Raw genomic sequence first — 17,413 nt, forward strand, 5'->3', positions numbered from 1 at the left:
GCACACCATGCTGTGTGCGCCCGCGCGCATTCGCAAAGCACGCTGCGCGGCCAGCCCCGTACAATGGCTCGACCACCCAACGCACGAGGACAATATCAATGCGCACGACCGGGTCTTCTGGAACCATGACCCTGCTCACCGAGCATGACGATGCAAACGCGCGCGAAGTGCGTACGCTGCGGCTCGAATCGAGTGCAGACGGCAAGAGCCTGCTGCTGATCGAAGTCGACGAGCGCAAGCCGGGCGTCCACCGCGAAGTGCGTTATGAAATCACGCCTGCGGAACTGATCGCCGCTATTCGCGCGCAAGGTGCTGAGCTACCAGGGGAATCACACAGCCGATAACACGCGCGCCGTTTGAGCGCGTCTTCCATCCCGCGCACGCACCGTCGTCGCGCGGTGCGTTGCCGCGCGGGTGCACCTGCGCGGCGCTTCATCTGCGTCACGTGATCTGTCCCGATCCGCGCTTTCCTGTTGTCCTCACGCGCCTGCGCTGCGTGTCGCGAATTGCGCGATCGAACGAACGGATCTCGAACGCGCCCATCGCACGCCACTTGAACGCCTTCGAAACGTAGTCGTTCCCCGCCGTTTCCTCGACCTGTCTGCGTCGCGTCGTTTTTCACCAACCTCACGATCGCCACGTCTTGCTCTGCGGTATCCAGTTTCAATCGGCAAGCATTCTGGATGCGTTCTGTAAGCTAGCCGTGACGTGACGCCGTGGGTCCAGTGTGATTCGACGAGAAACGATGGTGGTTCGCTGAGTTCGTGCTCACGAGTAAGGCGAACAGGAAACGCACGCCTGCGTCCGGAGGCGCATTCGTACGTCCGCTCCTCATCGTTTTCCGCTGGATGATGGTAAGGAGTATTGAGAATTGTACGTACTGAAACGGCGGAGTGTCGTCCGTACTCGCCGGGTGGGCGGTTCGAGAAGTGCGGCGCCAGGCGCAAGTCCCGCCCGGCTATTAATGGTTAGCGATTGCGCGCGACAGGTTCGTCGCACACAAGTTGGCGCGTTGACGGAGTGGCGGTTACGCCCTCAGCAATTGCCAGATCACGACGAGACCCGGCATCGAAAGCGCACCATGCGTAACCAGCGCCAGGTAGACCCGCCTGCGGAGTGCGGCATCGCCGCGACGCGAGCGCCAGAGCGCTGACAGACTTACGCCAACGCAAATCACCGATGCTGCGGCAACGACCGCCAGAGAAATATCAAGGTAACCGTCCCCCGCAAAGCGATCGAGGACGCCATTGGCATACACGGTGCCAACCGCGGCCACACATACCTCGAGAAGCGCAACGAGCAAAAGGTCAGTACCGATTTGTGCGGGCAAAGTGTCAGTGCTCAAGACGGATCTCTTTCTCAATTTTCTGTAAGTGCTGAAAGAATTGCACAGGCACCCCGAGCGCACTGTCAAATATCGTTAGATATCTGTCATCGCAAATCTCAAAATCTCCATCTTTTTGACAAAACACAAATATTGCATGCGCTATCCACTGGCAGCGGCTGCACGTCTGACGCCGCGGTATGGGGTACGCATCGACAGTCAGAATGGGGGCCGGACGGCTCCGGAGATCGCATGGCGCGCCGCTAAATTCAGCGCGGCGATCCGGCAACATCGATTGAGCCGAGCCCGAGCCTCGGGCAACCAGAATCGCGCAAATGTTTTGCGTGCGTTTCGCCGAAGGTCAGACGTTACAGGCATCCGACTCAATCGTAATCACTCGAAAATGAACAGGAATGCTAATTTTCAATGAAGATACGTCGCACGCCCTTTCCTGTGCTCCCCGCTTGCGCCCTCCATCGACACGCGAATCCCGGCACAGCCCGCGCGTAAGGCGTGAAGGCGACGGTTTAGAACGTCTGCCAACATCGTCGGCCGATTGCAACTGGCACACAAAGACAACATCGCGGCACCAGCAGCCGGTGCGAAGGCTGACTGGAACCGACGCCCGCGAGCAGATTTACCCCCTCACTTGAACGACTTCGAATTGCGTTCATAATCGTTGCGTTACTCTTCCTCCATTCGCAAACCGCGACAACGGAAGTAAGCAGATGCTACACGATCTCATCCAGCAGTACGGACCGGCTATTGTGTTTGCGAACGTGCTCGCTTCGGCGCTAGGCTTACCTGTGCCCGCGATGCCAGCGCTCGTTCTCTTCGGCGCGATGGCCGCCATGCATCCGGGAACCATCGGCCAGCAAGTCGCACCTGTGCTCGTGCTCGCCGTCTTCGCCACGCTGATCGGCGACAGCGTCTGGTTCCTCGCTGGGCGGCTCTATGGCGGCAACACGCTCAAGACGCTCTGCAAGCTCTCGCTTTCGCGCGACACCTGCGTGAAGAAGACCGAACGCTTCTTCGGACGCTGGGGCGTGCGCGTGCTCGCGGTCGCGAAGTTCATCCCCGGTCTGTCGATCGTCTCCGTGCCGATGGCCGGCGCCATGGGCACGCCGTACCGCCAGTTCCTCAGCTTCGACGGAATTGGAGCGGCGCTGTGGACCGGCACGGGCCTCCTGATTGGCGTGATGTTCGCGCCACAAATCGACATGCTGTTCGCGAGTGCAAGCCGCTTCGGGCGGCTTACTGCGGTCGTGATTGCGGCGTTGCTCGTGCTCTACGCGCTCTATCGCTGGCAACGCCGCCGCCAGCTGATCAAAAAGCTCGCTCACGCGCGCATCACCGTGGACGACCTGTATCGCGCGATGGGCGGGACACCCCCGCCCGTCGTCTTCGATATCCGCTCACATGAAAAGCGCAAGCTCGATCCGTACATCATTCCGGGCGCGCAGTTCGCTGATGAACGGCAACTCGGCGAAATTCTCGCGAAGTATCCGCACGACCAGAAGCTCGTGATCTACTGCTCGTGCCCCAATGAAATTTCCGCGGCCTGGATGGCAAAGCAACTCGCCGAGGCCGGCTACACCGACGTGCTGCCGCTGCTCGGTGGCCTCGACGCGTGGCGTGACTCAGGCCGCACGCTCGAACCGCTGCAGCACGCACCGGCCGACGAGGTCCCACCTCACATCACGCCGAAAGCCGTCTGATTCCTGCACCACGCGCGATCGGCCCGCGGCGACGAGCGGACTATCGGCCCCGGGACCGGTTCCGGTCGCGCCGTCACGCCAGTCCCGCGTCGCCTGCAGGATGTCCGCATCCGTTGGCCCGGCTGCTGCCGGGCACACTGCTCGAGGAGAACTGCCAGATGGGCACCGTCACCGAAGCCGAAGCTCGACACGCCGACACTCAACCGCAGCCGGCCGACGCGCCGTTTTCGACGCTCGCCACGCGGCACCACCAGATGTTTCCCATCCTGACCGACGAGGAAATCGATCGGCTGCGGCGCTTCGGCGTCGTGCGTAGCTGGACTCCGGGCGAGCTGCTGTTCCGCACGGGCGAGACCGGCCCTGGCATGTTCGTGATGCTGTCTGGCGCCGTGAAGGTGCGCCAGCGCGACGGGCTCGGGCAGGAGAGAGTGATCAACGAACATCATCGGGGCTCGTTCCTGGCCGAAGTCGGTCAGCTCTCGGGCGGGCCGGCGCTTGTCGACGGAGTCGCACTCGAACCCGTGGAGGCATTGCTGATCCCGCCGGAGCATCTGCGCGCGGCCATCGTCGCCGAAGCCGAGCTCGGCGAGCGCATCGTGCGCGCGCTGATATTGCGCCGCGTCGCGCTCATCGAAAAGGGCGCGGGCGGCCCGATCCTCGTCGGCAAGCACGACGACCCGACCCTGCTCGCCCTGCAGGGCTTCCTTTCGCGCAACGCGCATCCGTACAAGGTGCTCGACGAACGTGACGGGAGCATGCTCTGCGTCGTCGAGCGCTACGCGGCGTCCAGCGAAGACCTCCCGCTCGTGATCTGCCCCGATGGCTCCGTGCTGCGCCATCCCAGCCCACCTGAGCTTGCGACGTGTCTCGGCCTGTTGCCCGAACTCGATGGCAACCGCGTGTATGACGTGGCCGTCGTCGGCGCGGGTCCCGCCGGGCTCGCGACGGCGGTCTATGCGGCATCCGAGGGGCTCTCGGTGATCGTGCTCGACGCGCGTGCGCCCGGCGGCCAGGCCGGTGCAAGTTCCCGCATCGAGAACTATCTCGGCTTTCCCACCGGTATCTCCGGCCAGGCGCTCGCGGGCCGTGCTTTCGTGCAGGCGCAGAAGTTCGGCGCACACATTGCGATTCCCGTGAAGGTCAAAACGCTGCACTGCGACGAGCAGCCGAGGCGGCTCGAAACATGCAGCGGCGACGTGCGCGCGCATACCGTGGTGATCGCCAGTGGCGCGGTGTACCGGCGTCCGCACATCGATGGACTCGACCGCTTCGAAGGGCACGGCGTCTATTACTGGGCGTCACCGGTCGAAGCGAAGCTCTGCAAGCACGAGAACGTCGTGCTGGTGGGCGGCGGAAATTCGGCAGGTCAGGCGATCGTCTATCTCTCCACACACGTGCGCCACATCGACGTGCTGATCCGCAAGCCGGGATTCGAATCGACGATGTCGCGCTACCTGATTGACCGCATCGCGTCGCTGTCGAATGTGGCCGTGCATCCGGCGAGCGAGATCGGCACGCTCGGCGAAGACGACAGCGGGCTCACGTCGATCCGCCTGAAAGCGCCTTGCGCAGACGGCATCGATCATTTCGACGCGCGCCATCTGTTCCTGTTCACCGGCGCGGACCCCAACACCGAATGGCTGCGCACGTGTGGCGTGACGCTCGACCCGCACGGCTTCGTCGTCACCGGAGACAACGATTCGTCGTGCAGTCTGGCGACTTCCGTTGAAGGCGTGTACGCGATCGGAGACGCACGTGCGGGATCGACCAAGCGTGTTGCGGCAGCGGTGGGTGAAGGCGCCGCCGTCGTCGCGCAGATTCATCAGTTGCTCGCCGACATGCCTGCGCAGGTGGCGGCTGTTCATGCGTGATGAAATGAGGCAGACGCTTTCATTCAGGATGCCTGTTCAATCTGTGTTCAGACTATCTAAACCCATCTACGAACGAACACGAAATTGATGAAAGCGAGGAATATCACGTCCAGTTTTTCAAACCGGAAAGATGTGGCGGAGGGCTTTGAGGCAGCGAAACAGGCGCTCAATTTTGTTTCTGCGCTTGTACATTTTCCGAGCCTATTCCCACGGTTCAAGGCGATTGCTTTTGGGCGAAACGACGGGACGCAAGCCGAAGAATGGGATCAATCAACAATGGTGGAACACGTCCTGGCCAACGCGCCACTGTCCACATAAGCAATAACGACGCGCAACGCGAGCGGCCCGCGAACACCGCGCGCCGCTCACGAGTCGCTTAGCGCTCCAGCTTCGCGCGCAGTTCTCGCGCCGCTTCCAGCAAACCCTGGTAGCCCGAGCGAGCGTGCTCCGGCAGGTCAGGATCGCCCACCAGTGCGCCGAGCGTTTCGACCAGGCTATACACGAGGCCTTTCGCAGCACCCGCTGCAATCCGGCCGGACTTCACGCCTTCGTCGACGTGGGCAAATGCTGCGTTCAGATGTTCCAGATCGGGTTGCGCCGGCTCGCCACCCGGTGTTTGATCGTCCCGTTTGTGCATATCGTCACTCGTCATGGTGATGGGTCTCTCCTGGATATCAACGAATCGAGAAAACTCGTGATTCTGTTATATACCCATTCCCATGTGCCCGTCCATGGGCCCGGCATGCGGCTCCCGAATCCTCTCACCTTTGCGACTTCCGCTTGACTACGCCGCGCGCAGCCACTCGTCGCGCAATCGATTGCGCGGCAAAAATGCCTTGAAAACAAGGCTAAAATTCGGTTCCCGAATTCCGAAGTGCTATGCCGCGAGCCGATTCGGGTGCGTCGGCGGCATCCGTCTGCAACTCCCGCAAATGCTCACCTTTTGCTGCGTGACGCCGTTTCAACCGACGCGCCGACGCCACGGCGCACGTCACTGAAAACTCGGCTCACTCACTTTACCCCTTGTTTCAAGGCACTTTCTCTCCAATCGCCCAAACGTCCGCTCCCCGCCGCGCCCGCGACGGTGCGACTTGAGACCGCGGCCCGCTCACTCCCGAAAAAGCTCACCTATAGCGGCGCACGGCACCTTGACGCAGCCACGCAGCGTCTCCAGACTGTCGAAGCCCTACTCCCTCGCTGACCCACGCACACGTCCGAGAAGCCATGAGTTCGATCACGCCTTTTGTCCCCGACCGCTTTCGCAACGCGGCCCAGCACTATCTGACCGGCCGCCCCGCCTACTCGCCCGCCCTGATCCGCCGCGTCGCGCAGCTGACCGGGCTCGACGGCACGCAGCGCCTGCTCGACCTCGGCTGCGGCCCTGGCCAGATCTCGCTCGCGTTCGCGAGCTGGGTCGCGACGGCCATCGCGATCGATCCCGAACCCGCAATGCTCGAAGTCGCGTCGCAACTCGGCGCGGGCATCGCACCGAATGTCGAATACCGGCAAGGCAGTTCTTACGACCTCGACGCGAGTCTCGGCCCCATTCATCTCGCCGTGATCGGTCGCGCATTCCACTGGATGGATCGCGCCGATACGCTCGCCCGCCTCGACACGCTCATCACGGAACGCGGCGCCGTCGCGCTCTTTAACACCGCGCATCTCGACGACCCGCTGCGCCCGTGGGCCGCGCAATATCGCACGCTGCTCGACCAATACGCGAATCTCGATCCCGCGCGCAAATTGCGCCAGTCGGCCGACTGGGAAAGCCACACCGACGTGCTGGCACGCTCCGCGTTTGCGGCGATTGAACGCATCTCGGTGATCGAATATCGACGTGTCAGTGCGGAGCAGTTGAAGGCGCGGCCGCTTTCGATGTCGAGTCTCTCGCGCGAGCGCCTCGGCGACCGACTCGACACGCTGCTCGAAGGCATCGACGCTCTTATCGCCGAGCACGCCACCGACGACTGGCTGATCGAGCGAATCGAGTCGACTGCAACCATCGCCACGCGAGCACGCGCCTGAACGCCTCGGTACGTTGCGGTATCGTGTGACTGTCTCGTCAATGGAAAACATCATGAGCTATGCCACGAATGCGCCCGCGCGCAAGGAAATCGACGCGTTGACCGGCTCCGCCGTGCTGGAATTCGGCACCAACTGGTGCGGCTATTGCCAGGGTGCGCAGCCGTTGATCGGGGCTGCATTCGCGCAGCACGGCCACGTGCGGCATCTAAAAGTGGAAGACGGTCCCGGCCGTGCGCTCGGCCGCTCGTTTCGCGTGAAGTTGTGGCCCACCCTGATCTTTCTGCGTGACGGCGTGGAAGTCGCGCGTGTGGTGCGCCCGACAAGCGCGCACGAACTCGACGAAGCCTTCGCCGTGCTCCGCTGACCCGCGCTGCTGCCACGTGAAGTGGCCAGGGGCTGCACAATGCTCCCGTAAATCCTCACCGTCTCGCGTCGCCGTGCGCCGCGCCGTTAGCGGCTAGATCGCGGACGTTCCTCACCGTCATTCGCGATTCGCCGCATCGTTCGACAATCAGTCTGGACCGTACGTTACGCCGCGCATCATGTAGACGCCGCATACGACACACTGGAAGTGCGGTTCGCCGTTGCGCCCTCGCCCGTAGCATTTGAATCGACAGACGTGATTCCCGCCCTTCGCTTCCGCTTCGCGTAGATCGACGGATTGCGTTTTGCCAACGCACGTATGCTCGTGCAGCGGCGGATCCATCACCTGCGTCATATCACCGTCCCTTGCAATCGTTACCCGCAACGGTGTCGGACTGACGAGCCCGCGCCAGGGTAACTGACCACTAATGCTAGGGAAGAATTCTTATGGTTTCCTTATCCAGGCGTTACGCAAAGCTTGATACATCGTCGCCAGGAACTCGCCCTCGCGACAAAGCCCTCGCGCTTGAGTCGCAGAGTGTCGTCGAATGGCGTAAATGTGCACTTAACGCGCAGTGGAACGCACTTGCGGCCGCCTTCGCAAGCTCGCACGTGTCCACCCAGGTTCCGCGCAGGGCTTCATTTCGCGATTTTCGTGGCTCCAATGCGCGTCCATTTCGTAAGCCCGCCGAAATGTACATAACACCTGGCCGTATCAGTGAACACACTGTAAGGATTGGCGCTCATCAAGCCGCCTCACGTCGCACCTTGCGCGCGGCGCGAATCCAACCGGACACGGCGCCAATCAGTGCACCCGGTCCGACGGTGAGCAACGCCATCGAAGGTGTTGTGATCATGCTGCAGGTGCTGCCGGACGTGGTGCACAGGTGATACATCGCGCACATAAGCGCGGTAAATGTGATTGCCGCAGCAGCAGATGCCGCTGCCACGCATTGAAATACGCGGGCGTTTGTTTCACTTACCTGATGCGTTCTGCGCCGCATGATCGATCCTGTTCCGGTGATGACCCGTTGGGCGCAACATGGTACAGACCGGTTACATACAGCTATCGCAAAAAAATCCCTTTGCGTCTTTTTTAATCTGCAATCCTTTTTAAATTTCTCGCCGAACCAGCATCGGAGGTAGAACGGCTCGCGCGTCAAGCCGCGGCAAAGGCAGTATGAAACACGTCAGCACGACGCAGGCCTTCGCCAGGCGGTGCATACTGGCCGTTCACCGTCGCCGTCCGGGCGCCTTTCGCCTGGCACCCACCAGTCCGCGCGATAGAGGGCACGAATTTTGCGGCGACGTGTCGAATGTCCGTCCGGATCACGTGGCGTCCTTGCCGCCCGATCCCGCCACCATTGAAGCCATCGACATCCGACCCGTTCCCATGCAAAGGATCTTCCGTCATTGCGCGTTCCGCGCCCTGCGTAAGCAACTTCTGACCACCCTGGCCGCGCTCGCCTGCACGCTCTGCATAAGTGCCGCCAATGCCGCGCCGCAACCCGCGAACCAGGCGGGCGCTGCAGCCCCAGCAAATCCTGCCGCCCCCGTCGTGCTGACGCCCGCCCAGGCGCGTGCCGCACTGCAGGTGCTCGACGATCCGACGCAGCGCGCCCACGTGGAAGACACGCTGCGCGCGATCGCGGCCGCTGGCGAGCTCGCCACGCCTGCCCCGGCGCCCGCAGCCGCGAGCGCACCGGCAGCAGCATCGCCCGCGTCTGCGCCCCACGGCCATGCACTGCGCTCGAACGGCCTCGTGCTGCAAATCGCCGATCACGCCGCCCGCAGTGCGCAGATTCTCGGCGCGCGTCTGCTGCACTCACGCACGGCACTCTTCGATCTCGCGTCGGCTCGCGACTGGTGGACCGAGCGGCTAGGCACGCCCGCCGGGCACGCCATGCTGCTCGCGCTGCTGCGCGTCCTGCTGCTCACGCTCGCGCCCGCACTGATCGTCGAGGCGCTGATGCGCCGCGCCATCACGCGGCCACATCGCGCGATCGTCGCCTACGCCACGGCCACGCTCGGCGATGCCGCGCCGGCGACTAACCGGCCCGAGAACGACGAAGACGCAAGCGAAGACCAGGCGAAAGCCCTGCGCACCGCCGCAGGGATGGAGAGCGCCGGGCCGTCCGCGGTGACGGGCAACGACGCGAACGCCAATCCACATGCCAACGTGCAAGCGAGCACCGCCACGCTCGCAACACCCGGGCAAACTGCGGGGCAAACTGCGCGGCAAGCAGCGGAGCAAACGACCGGCCCACTGGCAAGCGTCATGAGCCTGGGCCATCGCAGCGTGCACCACTGGAAGCGGCTGCAACGCCTGCCTGCCGCACTGCTCGTTGCCTCGCTCGAACTCCTGCCCGTGATCGCGTTCGGGCTGTGCGCGGCCGGCGTGCTCTCGCTCTTTGGCGCCAGCGACGCCCCGTTCGCGGCGTCGGTTGGTCAACTCGTCGATACGTATGTGATATGCCGCATCGTGATCGCGGTCGGCGCGCTGCTGTTCGCACCCGACGCCGACGCCCTGCGCCTGATGCCGCTCTCCGACTGGGCGGCGGCGTTCGCGCAGCGCTGGACCACGCGCATCGTCGTGATCGGCGGCGTAGGCGGTGCGTTGACCGCGGCGGTGCCGATCGGCATGACCGAGGACGCACATCTCGCACTCGTGAAGGTCATCACGCTGATCGGCCACCTTGCGCTCGCCGTCATGATCCTGCAGTGCCGCCGCCCCGTCGCCGATGCAATCCGCCGCTCGGCCTCCGGGCGCAGCTCGCTCGCGTACCTCGTTCAGTGGTTCGCCGATATCTGGGCCGGTGTCGCTGTATTCGTCGTGGTTGCGCTGTGGCTCGTGTGGGCACTCGACGTGCGCGGCGGCTACAGCGAGTTGCTGCGCGCGGGCGGAATTTCGCTCGCTGTGTTGCTCATTGCGCGCGTGACTGCCATCGTCGTGCTCGGTGCGGTCGGCCGTGTGTTCGATCCGCTCGGCAATCGCGACGACATCACCGTCACGCAGCGCCGCGCCTACCGCTATTACCCGGCGCTGAGGCACGTCGCGACCGCAACCGTCTGGCTCATTACGCTCGATGTGCTGCTACACGTCTGGGGTCTGCACCCGGGCCGCGTGCTCGTGAGCGCGCCGATCGGTCACCTGCTCGGCTCGGCGCTCGCGACCATCGTCGTGGCGATCGTCGTCGCCCTCGTGATCTGGGAAGCCGCGAACGGCGCCGCCGAACGCCGCCTCGAGGCGTGGACCGATGCCGGCGACTACGTACGCGCCGCCCGCCTGCGCACCCTGCTGCCGATGTTCCGCACCACGCTCTTCGTCGCGATCTTCATCATCGTCGGGCTGACCGCGCTGTCGCAGCTCGGCGTCAACACGGCACCGCTTATCGCGGGCGCGAGCATCTTCGGCGTGGCGCTCGGGTTCGGCTCGCAGAAGCTCGTGCAGGACTTCATCACGGGTATCTTCCTGCTGACCGAAAACGCGATGCAGGTGGGCGACTGGGTGACGGTGGCGGGCGTCTCGGGCTCGGTCGAATTCCTGTCGATCCGCACCGTGCGCCTGCGCGGCGGCGACGGCTCGCTCTACACCGTGCCGTTCAGTTCGGTCACGACGGTCAACAACACGAATCGCGGTATCGGCAACGCGGCCGTGAAGGCGGTGATCGCGTACGGCGCGGACGTGCAGCGCGCCGTCGATACCATGAAGGAAATCGGCGCCGAACTACGCGCCGACGACAACTTCAAGGACGGCATCCTGAGCGACTTTGCCTACTGGGGTGTCGATCAGGTGGATGGTGCGAGCGTGACGCTGGTCGGGCAGATCCAGTGCAAGGACTCCGCGCGCTGGCCGGTGCAGCGCGAATTCAACCGGCGGCTGCTCGAACGCTTCACGGCGCTCGGCATCGCGCTCGCGAATCCGCAACGCAACTTCGTGGTGGGACTGCCGGGCGCGAGGGACGTCGAAGGACAGACCAGCAACGCCGACGATGATGGTGCCTCCGGCGATACGGCGCGCGCGTCGCGACGGACCGCACACGAGGGCAAGCCTCGCAACGGCCAGTCCGGCGACGGCCACGGCTCGCCGGGCGCGGGCCGTAAGCCATCCTGACGACCTCGTCTGCGCCTGACAGCGGCGAGGGCTTTTACGAAGGAATCCGTACGTCGGTGCGCACCGCACGCGCGCCACACTCACCCTGACAGCCCCCGAAAATACTCACCTCAAGCTGGTCGGACCCGCCCCAACGATCCATCGGTGCGGCGGACTTTTCAGTCCAATCAATGACCTGCGCGTGGCGTCACGATGCGGCGCTCAAGTATGGAGTGGCCTCCCGAATAAGCTCACCGTACATCGTCGTGCCTGAACACGAAGTTTCAGCAAGCATGCGTGCGCGTAGAAGGCCCGCTGCGAGCCGCCCGGTCTGGGATCGATAAGTCTTGAATGCGCAGAGAGCGGGCGCACCTGCGCGCCGCCAGCGAATAGATGCCCGGACGAACGCCCGGGCGCGAGCCACACATCGTGCGGGCAGACAAGCGACGGCAACACACCGGCACTTGCCCTTCGCCGCTTACACCTCGACGTCTTCGAGGCTGAAGATTTCCGACTGGTCGTTGTACGAAAAGATCTCGCCGTAACGGCCCCAGTCGATCACGGTATCGAGCGTTTCCTCGGCGACGACATCGGAGAGGAAGTCTTCGAGTTCCTGCTCGAAACGCACGCGCGGTGCGCGGTGGCCCGGACGCTCGCCCAGCACCTTCTTGATCCGCGCCGCGAGCGGCACGTGACGCAGCAGGTGTTCCGCGAACATCATCTTGCGCGCCTGCGTTCCCATCTCGACAAACACGCGCGCGGGCGGCGTGAGCAGCAGGTCGCCGTCGCGCACGTCCGCGAAGCCGAGCAACTGAAGCATTTCGGCAATCGGGAACAGGTCGTCCACTTCCAGATGCAGCGAGCGCGCGATTTCCGGCATGTCGGCGCGACCGTGGTACGGCGCGGCCGCCAGCGTTTCGATCAGACCGGCCATCAGGTTGGTCGAAACGTTCGGCAGACGGCTACCCACTTCGAGCCCGCCGCGCGACGCAGCGCTCGCCTCGCGCGCGGTCATCTTCGCGTAGATGTCGTCGACGAGCTTGCGGAACGCCGGGTCCAGACGGTTGCGCGGATGCTTGAACGGCACCTTGATCTCAGCGACGACACGGCCCGGATTCGACGACAGCACGAGAATGCGGTCGCACATGAACACCGCTTCCTCGATGTTGTGCGTGACGATCAGCACCGACTTGATCGGCATGCGTCCCTGGGTCCAGAGATCGAGCAGGTCGGTACGCAGCGTTTCGGCGGTCAGCACGTCGAGCGCCGAGAACGGCTCGTCCATCAGCAGCAGCGTCGGATCGACGACGAGCGCACGCGCGAAACCCACGCGCTGACGCATGCCGCCCGAGAGTTCGCGCGGATAAGCGTTCTCGAAGCCGTCGAGACCGATCAGGTCGATCGCCGCCAGCGCGCGTTCGCGGCGCTCGCGCGCGCCCACGCCTTGCGCTTCGAGACCCGCTTCCACGTTCTGGAGCACGGTGAGCCACGGAAACAGCGCGAAGGTCTGAAACACCATCGCGACGCCTTCGGCCGGACCTTCGAGCGGCTTGCCGAGCCAGTCGACTTCACCGCCAGTCGGCTCGATGAGACCTGAGATGATGCGCAGGAGCGTCGACTTGCCCGAGCCCGAGCGGCCCAGCAGCCCGACGATCTCCCCCTCGCGCAGCGAGAGGTTCACGTCGTCGAGCACGAGTCGTTCGTCGTCGGTCTTCGCGAATCCACGCGAAACGTTGCGCACGGAGAGCACTTCCGCGCCGCGGGTGGGACGCGTCGGCGCGATCAGATCGGGGGTAACGAGTTTCGGATTCAGCATCGCGGTCTACTCTCAATCGAGCCGCAGCCGGGACTCGGCATACGCATACAGCGGACGCCAGAGCACGCGGTTGAACAGCGTGACGAACAGGGACATCACGGCGATGCCCACAATGATTTTCGGAAAGTCGCCAGCAGCGGTCATCTGCGCGATGTATGCGCCGAGCCCGTGCGCCTCTACTTTCGTGTCGCCCCACTGGACGAATTCGGAGACGATGCTCGCGTTCCACGCGCCGCCCGACGCCGTGATCGCGCCGGTGATGTAGTACGGAAAGATGCCGGGCAGCATCGCCTGGCGCCACCACTGCCAGCCACGGATGCGGAAGTTCGTGGCGGCTTCCTTGTAGTCGTTCGGATAGGCCGTGGCACCCGCGATCACGTTGAACAGGATGTACCACTGCGTGCCGAGCACGATCAGCGGCGAGAGCCAGATATCCGGGTTCAGATGGAAGCGCACGATCACAATCACAAAGACGGGAAACAGCAGGTTCGCCGGGAACGCGGCCAGGAACTGCGCGAGCGGCTGGATCTTTTCAGCGAGCGCGGGACGCAAGCCGATCAGCACGCCGAGCGGCACCCAGATCACCGAAGCGATCGCGATCAGCAAAACGACGCGCAACAGCGTGATGAGGCCGAGCACGAGTACGTGGCCGACTTCGTCGAGCGACACGCCCGTGCGCACGTAGGCCACGACACGCCAGACCACATAGACGGTCAGCACGATCACGAAGATCGCCCAAACCACATCGCCGACACGCGAGCGCTTGGTGCGCGTCGCGCTGACAACCGGCACGGCTTTCGGCAGTTGCACGCGGATCGGAATGCGCGCGAGTGTGGCGAGCAGCATGCCCATCGGCACGAGCAGGCGGTGAATCAGGCGCGTGCGGCGAATCAGGTCGAGCAGCCACGACTCCGGCGCATCGCCAGAGCTCGTGGTTTCCATGCGGAATTTGTCAGCCCATGCAACGAGCGGACGGAACAGGAACTGGTCATACGCGAGAATCACGACCGTCATCGTCAGGATCACCCAGCCGACCGCGGCGAGGTTCTTATCGGAGATCGCCTGCGCGAGGTACGCGCCGATGCCCGGCAGCGTAATGGTCTTGTTGCCGACCGTGATCGCTTCGGAGGCCACGACGAAGAACCAGCCCCCCGACATCGACATCATCATGTTCCAGATGAGGCCGGGCATCGAGAACGGCACTTCGAGTTTCCAGAAGCGCTGCCAGCCGGTCAGGTGAAAGCCCTTGGACACCTCATCCAGATCGCGCGGCACCGTGCGCAGCGACTGGTAGAAGCTGAACGTCATGTTCCAGGCCTGGCTCGTGAAGATCGCGAAAATCGCCGCGAGTTCGGCGCCCAGCACGCGCGACGGAAACAGCGCGAGGAAAAACGTCACGGTGAACGAGATGTACCCGAGCACCGGCACCGACTGCAGGATGTCGAGGATCGGCACGAGCACCTGGCCCGCGCGGCGGCTCTTTGCGGCGAGCGTGCCGTAAACCAGCGTGAAGGTGAGCGACGCGACCATCGCCGCGAGCATGCGCAGCGTGGTCCGCATGGCGTACTCGGGCAACATCCGCGGATCGAGCCAAATCGCCTCGGACTGGAGCGTCGAAATGGGCGCCATCGTCTCGTGAAAGCCGATGGCCCCCATCGCGATCAGGCAAATTATCAGCGGGAACGCAATGAAGTCCCAGCGATTGGGCAGCACGCGCCACGCCGAAGCGTTGGCCGTGCGGTTCAGATTGAAGCCGAATTCCATCACTGGCCTCCCGTGCCGGTTGTACGCCGGACGCCGCGCGCTGTACGGTTAGTCGTTCGCATTGAGCGGATGAGCTGATTCATGTTGAAACACTGAAATCTGGTCGATGTGCAGGTCCCCGGCGCGTGAATGCGCGCCGGGCCGGTCTTTCAGATCCGGAACACGCGTGCGCGCAGTTCGCGCCAGCGTGCAGCGAACGTCGGCTGACTACGCGGCGGCGAAACGTCCGCGCGCAGGCGGGCGCCGTCTACATCGGGATGAAGCGGTTGCGACGTTTGCGTCAGGTGTGGCAGGTGCGGCAAAAGAAGGCTGAAGTTCATGCTGGATCTCCTCGCGTCCAGGAGGACGCGTTGGCGAGGAAAGCCAGCAGACAGGCATTGCGCGACATGCGCGCGAAGCGGCTCACGTCTGCCCGCTTTCCTCAGTTAAGGTCGAAAGGAAGCGGCATAACGGATAACTGTCACTGTCTGACATCAGAACTCCTTATTGCGCGGCGACGCGCAGACGTCGCCTGTAGCGGCGCGCGCTTCGCGAACACAAGGCGAAGCGAACACGCCGTGCCGCGAACGCGAGACCGTTCGTGGCGCGATATCAGCCAGGCGTTGCGCGCATGAATGCGAACGGCGCCTGAATGACGCTAACAAGGATGCACGTGGATTTACTGCTGGACGCGCACCATCTGCCTGCTGGCAAGACGGCGGCTTTTGGAAAAAGGGAGCGCGGACGTCCTGCCGGTCAGGCAGCGAAACTCTTCGAAGATCGACAACTGCTACTGTCCAAGGCGTCAGCCCCTTTTGTTAAGACGGGCGAATTTTAGTCACGCCGCCCGCCGGAAGTCAACACGAATTGCGCGCCGCGTCAAATCTCGTGCCAACGGCACCACTGCGGCGCCATAGCTCGGCACGTGGCGCGCAGCGCAGTCGGGGGACGGATCGCGGGCGTTCACGGCGACGATGGCCAGCGGAGTCGCCGGATAGTCCGGTTCCGCCGTACCGACGCACGCCTGCCTCGCCTTCGATCCTGCCCGTCGCTCCCCGTGCCGGCTCCCGGTTCGTCTTCCTTCCAGGGGCCCGTCAGTTACATCACATCTACTACTGCTTTCGATTCACGTTGGATGGCCGCACGCCTCATGCCCGGCGCAGCGCCGCCAGCCCCCGCGCTACTCAAGCCAGCTTGCGCATGGCCGACTGGCCGGCACCGGGCGCGCCCATCCGGTCGAGCCGATCGCTCGCCTCCGTCAGCACCCAGAGCGGCGCGCACTGCAATTGTTCGTCGTAGACGTTCAGGATCGCGGCAACCGCGTCGAAGCCCGCTTTATCGAGTTGCCAGCCGCCGCCCGATTGTCCGCGCTGGTAGCAGGCGAGCAGCGCCGCATCCGCGTCGTTGACCTGATCCTGCGTCAGCACGCCGTAACCGGCGTCGGCGATCATCGTCGCGAGCACATGCACGTGCAGCAGCGCCTGGGCGTCGTGACTGGCGCCGCCCCGACGCAGCGCCGCCAGCGCCAGATGCACCTGGAGCGCGAGATCGTCCGCGCATGCACGTGGCATCGGCAGCAGCATCTGCTTGTTGTTGCGGCGGGACCGGGCCGCCTGCGTCCGGGTCGGGAAGGAAATGGTCTTGGCCATAGCACACGAAAGAAACTGTTCTCGTGCAATAACGGCAGGCCGCGCAGAAGGTTGAGACACACGCGGTCGCATCTATGTAACCAGACGTGACCGAATCATGCGAACGGTCGTTCAGTTCTCTGCGGCCGATCCCTGGCCGCGCCGCGATGTGACGAACGCCTCGATGTGGCGGATGGCCTGCTCGCACTGTTCGAGTGTCAGATGGTGGATCGACGGATTGGGCAGGTCAAACCCGAGTTCATCCGAGAGCCAGCGCATCGCCCTGCCGCGCGCTTCGAAGGCGTTCACGCCGTCGCGCCGCACCTTGGCCGCGACGAGCGGCTCGAGCGCGTCGTGCAGCCGGCTCTTCGCGTCGCGCAGCGCGGCGTTGGCCAGGCGCCCGAGAGGCACGTTGCGCGTGCTGCGAGCCGGCACGCCGATCCACGCCTCGCAGGCCGTGCAGACCCAGAGCGGACCGTGGTCGTCGCGATACGGATACGCTTCGTCGCCGTAACGGGCGAGCAGCGCCTTCGCGCCGCAGTAGTCGCACAGCGGCTGCGGCAGCGCCTTGACGGGACGGCCTACGCGCATCGAATGCTCCTGATCGCCATGATGGGCGGTGAAATCAATATGTAAACGGGGGATGGAAAGGGTACTGCAGTCGCGAAAGGATAACGGGAAACGGCGGCGTGGTGCTTGAGGTTATGGGGGGGTGAGGCGGTCTTTCGGGGCGCCAGGTTAACGCCGAGTTGCATGGCGATGCGTCATTTCAGATCACCGCAGCTCCGGTTGCGGCCGCGCCAGAGCCAGAGCCAGAGCCAGAGCCAGAGCC

The 17,413-nt window shown here is 64.0% G+C and carries 13 protein-coding genes and 1 pseudogene; 6 read left to right on the top strand and 8 right to left on the bottom strand.

All coding sequences use genetic code 11. The annotated features are described in order from the left end of the window. Positions 1-98: 98 nt before the first annotated feature. Positions 99-344, top strand: coding sequence for a hypothetical protein (locus L0U80_RS23735; protein ID WP_233871078.1), 246 nt, complete (start codon positions 99-101; stop codon positions 342-344). 683 nt (positions 345-1,027) lie between these two features. Here the strand turns inward: L0U80_RS23735 and L0U80_RS23740 are convergent. Next, entirely contained in the window at positions 1,028-1,345 is a 318-nt protein-coding gene (locus tag L0U80_RS23740) for a hypothetical protein (protein ID WP_233871081.1), read from the bottom strand. 707 nt (positions 1,346-2,052) lie between these two features. Here L0U80_RS23740 and L0U80_RS23745 point away from each other — a divergent pair. Together L0U80_RS23745 and L0U80_RS23750 are read left to right on the top strand one after the other, a co-directional pair. Continuing rightward, the gene (locus L0U80_RS23745) at positions 2,053-3,042 is read left to right on the top strand and encodes a DedA family protein/thiosulfate sulfurtransferase GlpE (RefSeq protein ID WP_233871084.1); all 990 of its coding nucleotides are present in this window, start codon (positions 2,053-2,055) and stop codon (positions 3,040-3,042) included. Between the two features lie 158 nt (positions 3,043-3,200). Beyond that, the gene (locus L0U80_RS23750; RefSeq protein WP_233871101.1) at positions 3,201-4,913 is read left to right on the top strand and encodes an FAD-dependent oxidoreductase; all 1,713 of its coding nucleotides are present in this window, start codon (positions 3,201-3,203) and stop codon (positions 4,911-4,913) included. Positions 4,914-4,969: 56 nt separating this feature from the next. On the opposite strand, the pseudogene L0U80_RS23755 reads toward L0U80_RS23750, so the two are convergent. Beyond that, positions 4,970-5,168 (bottom strand): annotated as a pseudogene (locus L0U80_RS23755) (IS5-like element ISCARN85 family transposase); the annotation flags it as partial. Positions 5,169-5,289: 121 nt separating this feature from the next. Next, positions 5,290-5,565, bottom strand: coding sequence for a hypothetical protein (locus tag L0U80_RS23760; RefSeq protein ID WP_233871104.1), 276 nt, complete (start codon positions 5,563-5,565; stop codon positions 5,290-5,292). 572 nt (positions 5,566-6,137) lie between these two features. Between L0U80_RS23760 and L0U80_RS23765 the strand changes: the two genes are divergently transcribed. From L0U80_RS23765 to L0U80_RS23775, 3 genes are all read left to right on the top strand, one after another. Next, a complete protein-coding gene (locus L0U80_RS23765; RefSeq protein ID WP_233871120.1) occupies positions 6,138-6,938 on the top strand; it encodes a class I SAM-dependent methyltransferase in 801 nt (266 codons plus the stop codon). Between the two features lie 40 nt (positions 6,939-6,978). Continuing rightward, positions 6,979-7,302, top strand: a complete 324-nt coding sequence (locus L0U80_RS23770) for a thioredoxin family protein (protein WP_233871123.1) — start codon at positions 6,979-6,981, stop codon at positions 7,300-7,302. Between the two features lie 1,392 nt (positions 7,303-8,694). Continuing rightward, positions 8,695-11,415, top strand: a complete 2,721-nt coding sequence (locus tag L0U80_RS23775; protein ID WP_233871143.1) for a mechanosensitive ion channel domain-containing protein — start codon at positions 8,695-8,697, stop codon at positions 11,413-11,415. A gap of 457 nt (positions 11,416-11,872) precedes the next feature. Here the strand turns inward: L0U80_RS23775 and L0U80_RS23780 are convergent, their stop codons facing one another. The 5 genes from L0U80_RS23780 to L0U80_RS23800 form a co-directional block, all read right to left on the bottom strand. Next, the gene (locus tag L0U80_RS23780; RefSeq protein ID WP_233871147.1) at positions 11,873-13,210 is read right to left on the bottom strand and encodes an ABC transporter ATP-binding protein; all 1,338 of its coding nucleotides are present in this window, start codon (positions 13,208-13,210) and stop codon (positions 11,873-11,875) included. Positions 13,211-13,222: 12 nt separating this feature from the next. Continuing rightward, positions 13,223-14,974, bottom strand: coding sequence for an ABC transporter permease (locus L0U80_RS23785; RefSeq protein WP_233871150.1), 1,752 nt, complete (start codon positions 14,972-14,974; stop codon positions 13,223-13,225). Between the two features lie 149 nt (positions 14,975-15,123). Then, on the bottom strand, positions 15,124-15,294 hold the full coding sequence (locus L0U80_RS23790) for a hypothetical protein (RefSeq protein WP_233871154.1): 171 nt from the start codon (positions 15,292-15,294) through the stop codon (positions 15,124-15,126). Positions 15,295-16,137: 843 nt separating this feature from the next. Then, positions 16,138-16,602 (bottom strand): hypothetical protein, encoded by a 465-nt coding sequence (locus tag L0U80_RS23795; RefSeq protein WP_233871157.1) that lies wholly within the window; start codon positions 16,600-16,602, stop codon positions 16,138-16,140. 111 nt (positions 16,603-16,713) lie between these two features. Continuing rightward, complete coding sequence (locus tag L0U80_RS23800) at positions 16,714-17,172, bottom strand: zinc-finger-containing protein (RefSeq protein ID WP_233871160.1); 459 nt, start codon at positions 17,170-17,172, stop codon at positions 16,714-16,716. Between the last annotated feature and the right edge of the window lie 241 nt (positions 17,173-17,413).

It is taken from the genome of Paraburkholderia adhaesiva, assembly GCF_021390575.1.
In the GTDB taxonomy this organism is placed as follows: Bacteria; Pseudomonadota; Gammaproteobacteria; order Burkholderiales; family Burkholderiaceae; genus Paraburkholderia; species Paraburkholderia adhaesiva.

Excerpts from the sequence above, each read along its gene's own strand:
- L0U80_RS23735 (WP_233871078.1), top strand. The coding sequence starts at position 99 with ATGCGCACGACCGGGTCTTCTGGAACCATGACCCTGCTCACCGAGCAT.
- L0U80_RS23745 (WP_233871084.1), top strand. The coding sequence starts at position 2,053 with ATGCTACACGATCTCATCCAGCAGTACGGACCGGCTATTGTGTTTGCG.
- L0U80_RS23750 (WP_233871101.1), top strand. The coding sequence starts at position 3,201 with ATGGGCACCGTCACCGAAGCCGAAGCTCGACACGCCGACACTCAACCG.
- L0U80_RS23760 (WP_233871104.1), bottom strand. The coding sequence starts at position 5,565 with ATGACGAGTGACGATATGCACAAACGGGACGATCAAACACCGGGTGGC.
- L0U80_RS23765 (WP_233871120.1), top strand. The coding sequence starts at position 6,138 with ATGAGTTCGATCACGCCTTTTGTCCCCGACCGCTTTCGCAACGCGGCC.
- L0U80_RS23770 (WP_233871123.1), top strand. The coding sequence starts at position 6,979 with ATGGAAAACATCATGAGCTATGCCACGAATGCGCCCGCGCGCAAGGAA.
- L0U80_RS23775 (WP_233871143.1), top strand. The coding sequence starts at position 8,695 with ATGCAAAGGATCTTCCGTCATTGCGCGTTCCGCGCCCTGCGTAAGCAA.
- L0U80_RS23780 (WP_233871147.1), bottom strand. The coding sequence starts at position 13,210 with ATGCTGAATCCGAAACTCGTTACCCCCGATCTGATCGCGCCGACGCGT.
- L0U80_RS23785 (WP_233871150.1), bottom strand. The coding sequence starts at position 14,974 with ATGGAATTCGGCTTCAATCTGAACCGCACGGCCAACGCTTCGGCGTGG.
- L0U80_RS23790 (WP_233871154.1), bottom strand. The coding sequence starts at position 15,294 with ATGAACTTCAGCCTTCTTTTGCCGCACCTGCCACACCTGACGCAAACG.
- L0U80_RS23795 (WP_233871157.1), bottom strand. The coding sequence starts at position 16,602 with ATGGCCAAGACCATTTCCTTCCCGACCCGGACGCAGGCGGCCCGGTCC.
- L0U80_RS23800 (WP_233871160.1), bottom strand. The coding sequence starts at position 17,172 with ATGCGCGTAGGCCGTCCCGTCAAGGCGCTGCCGCAGCCGCTGTGCGAC.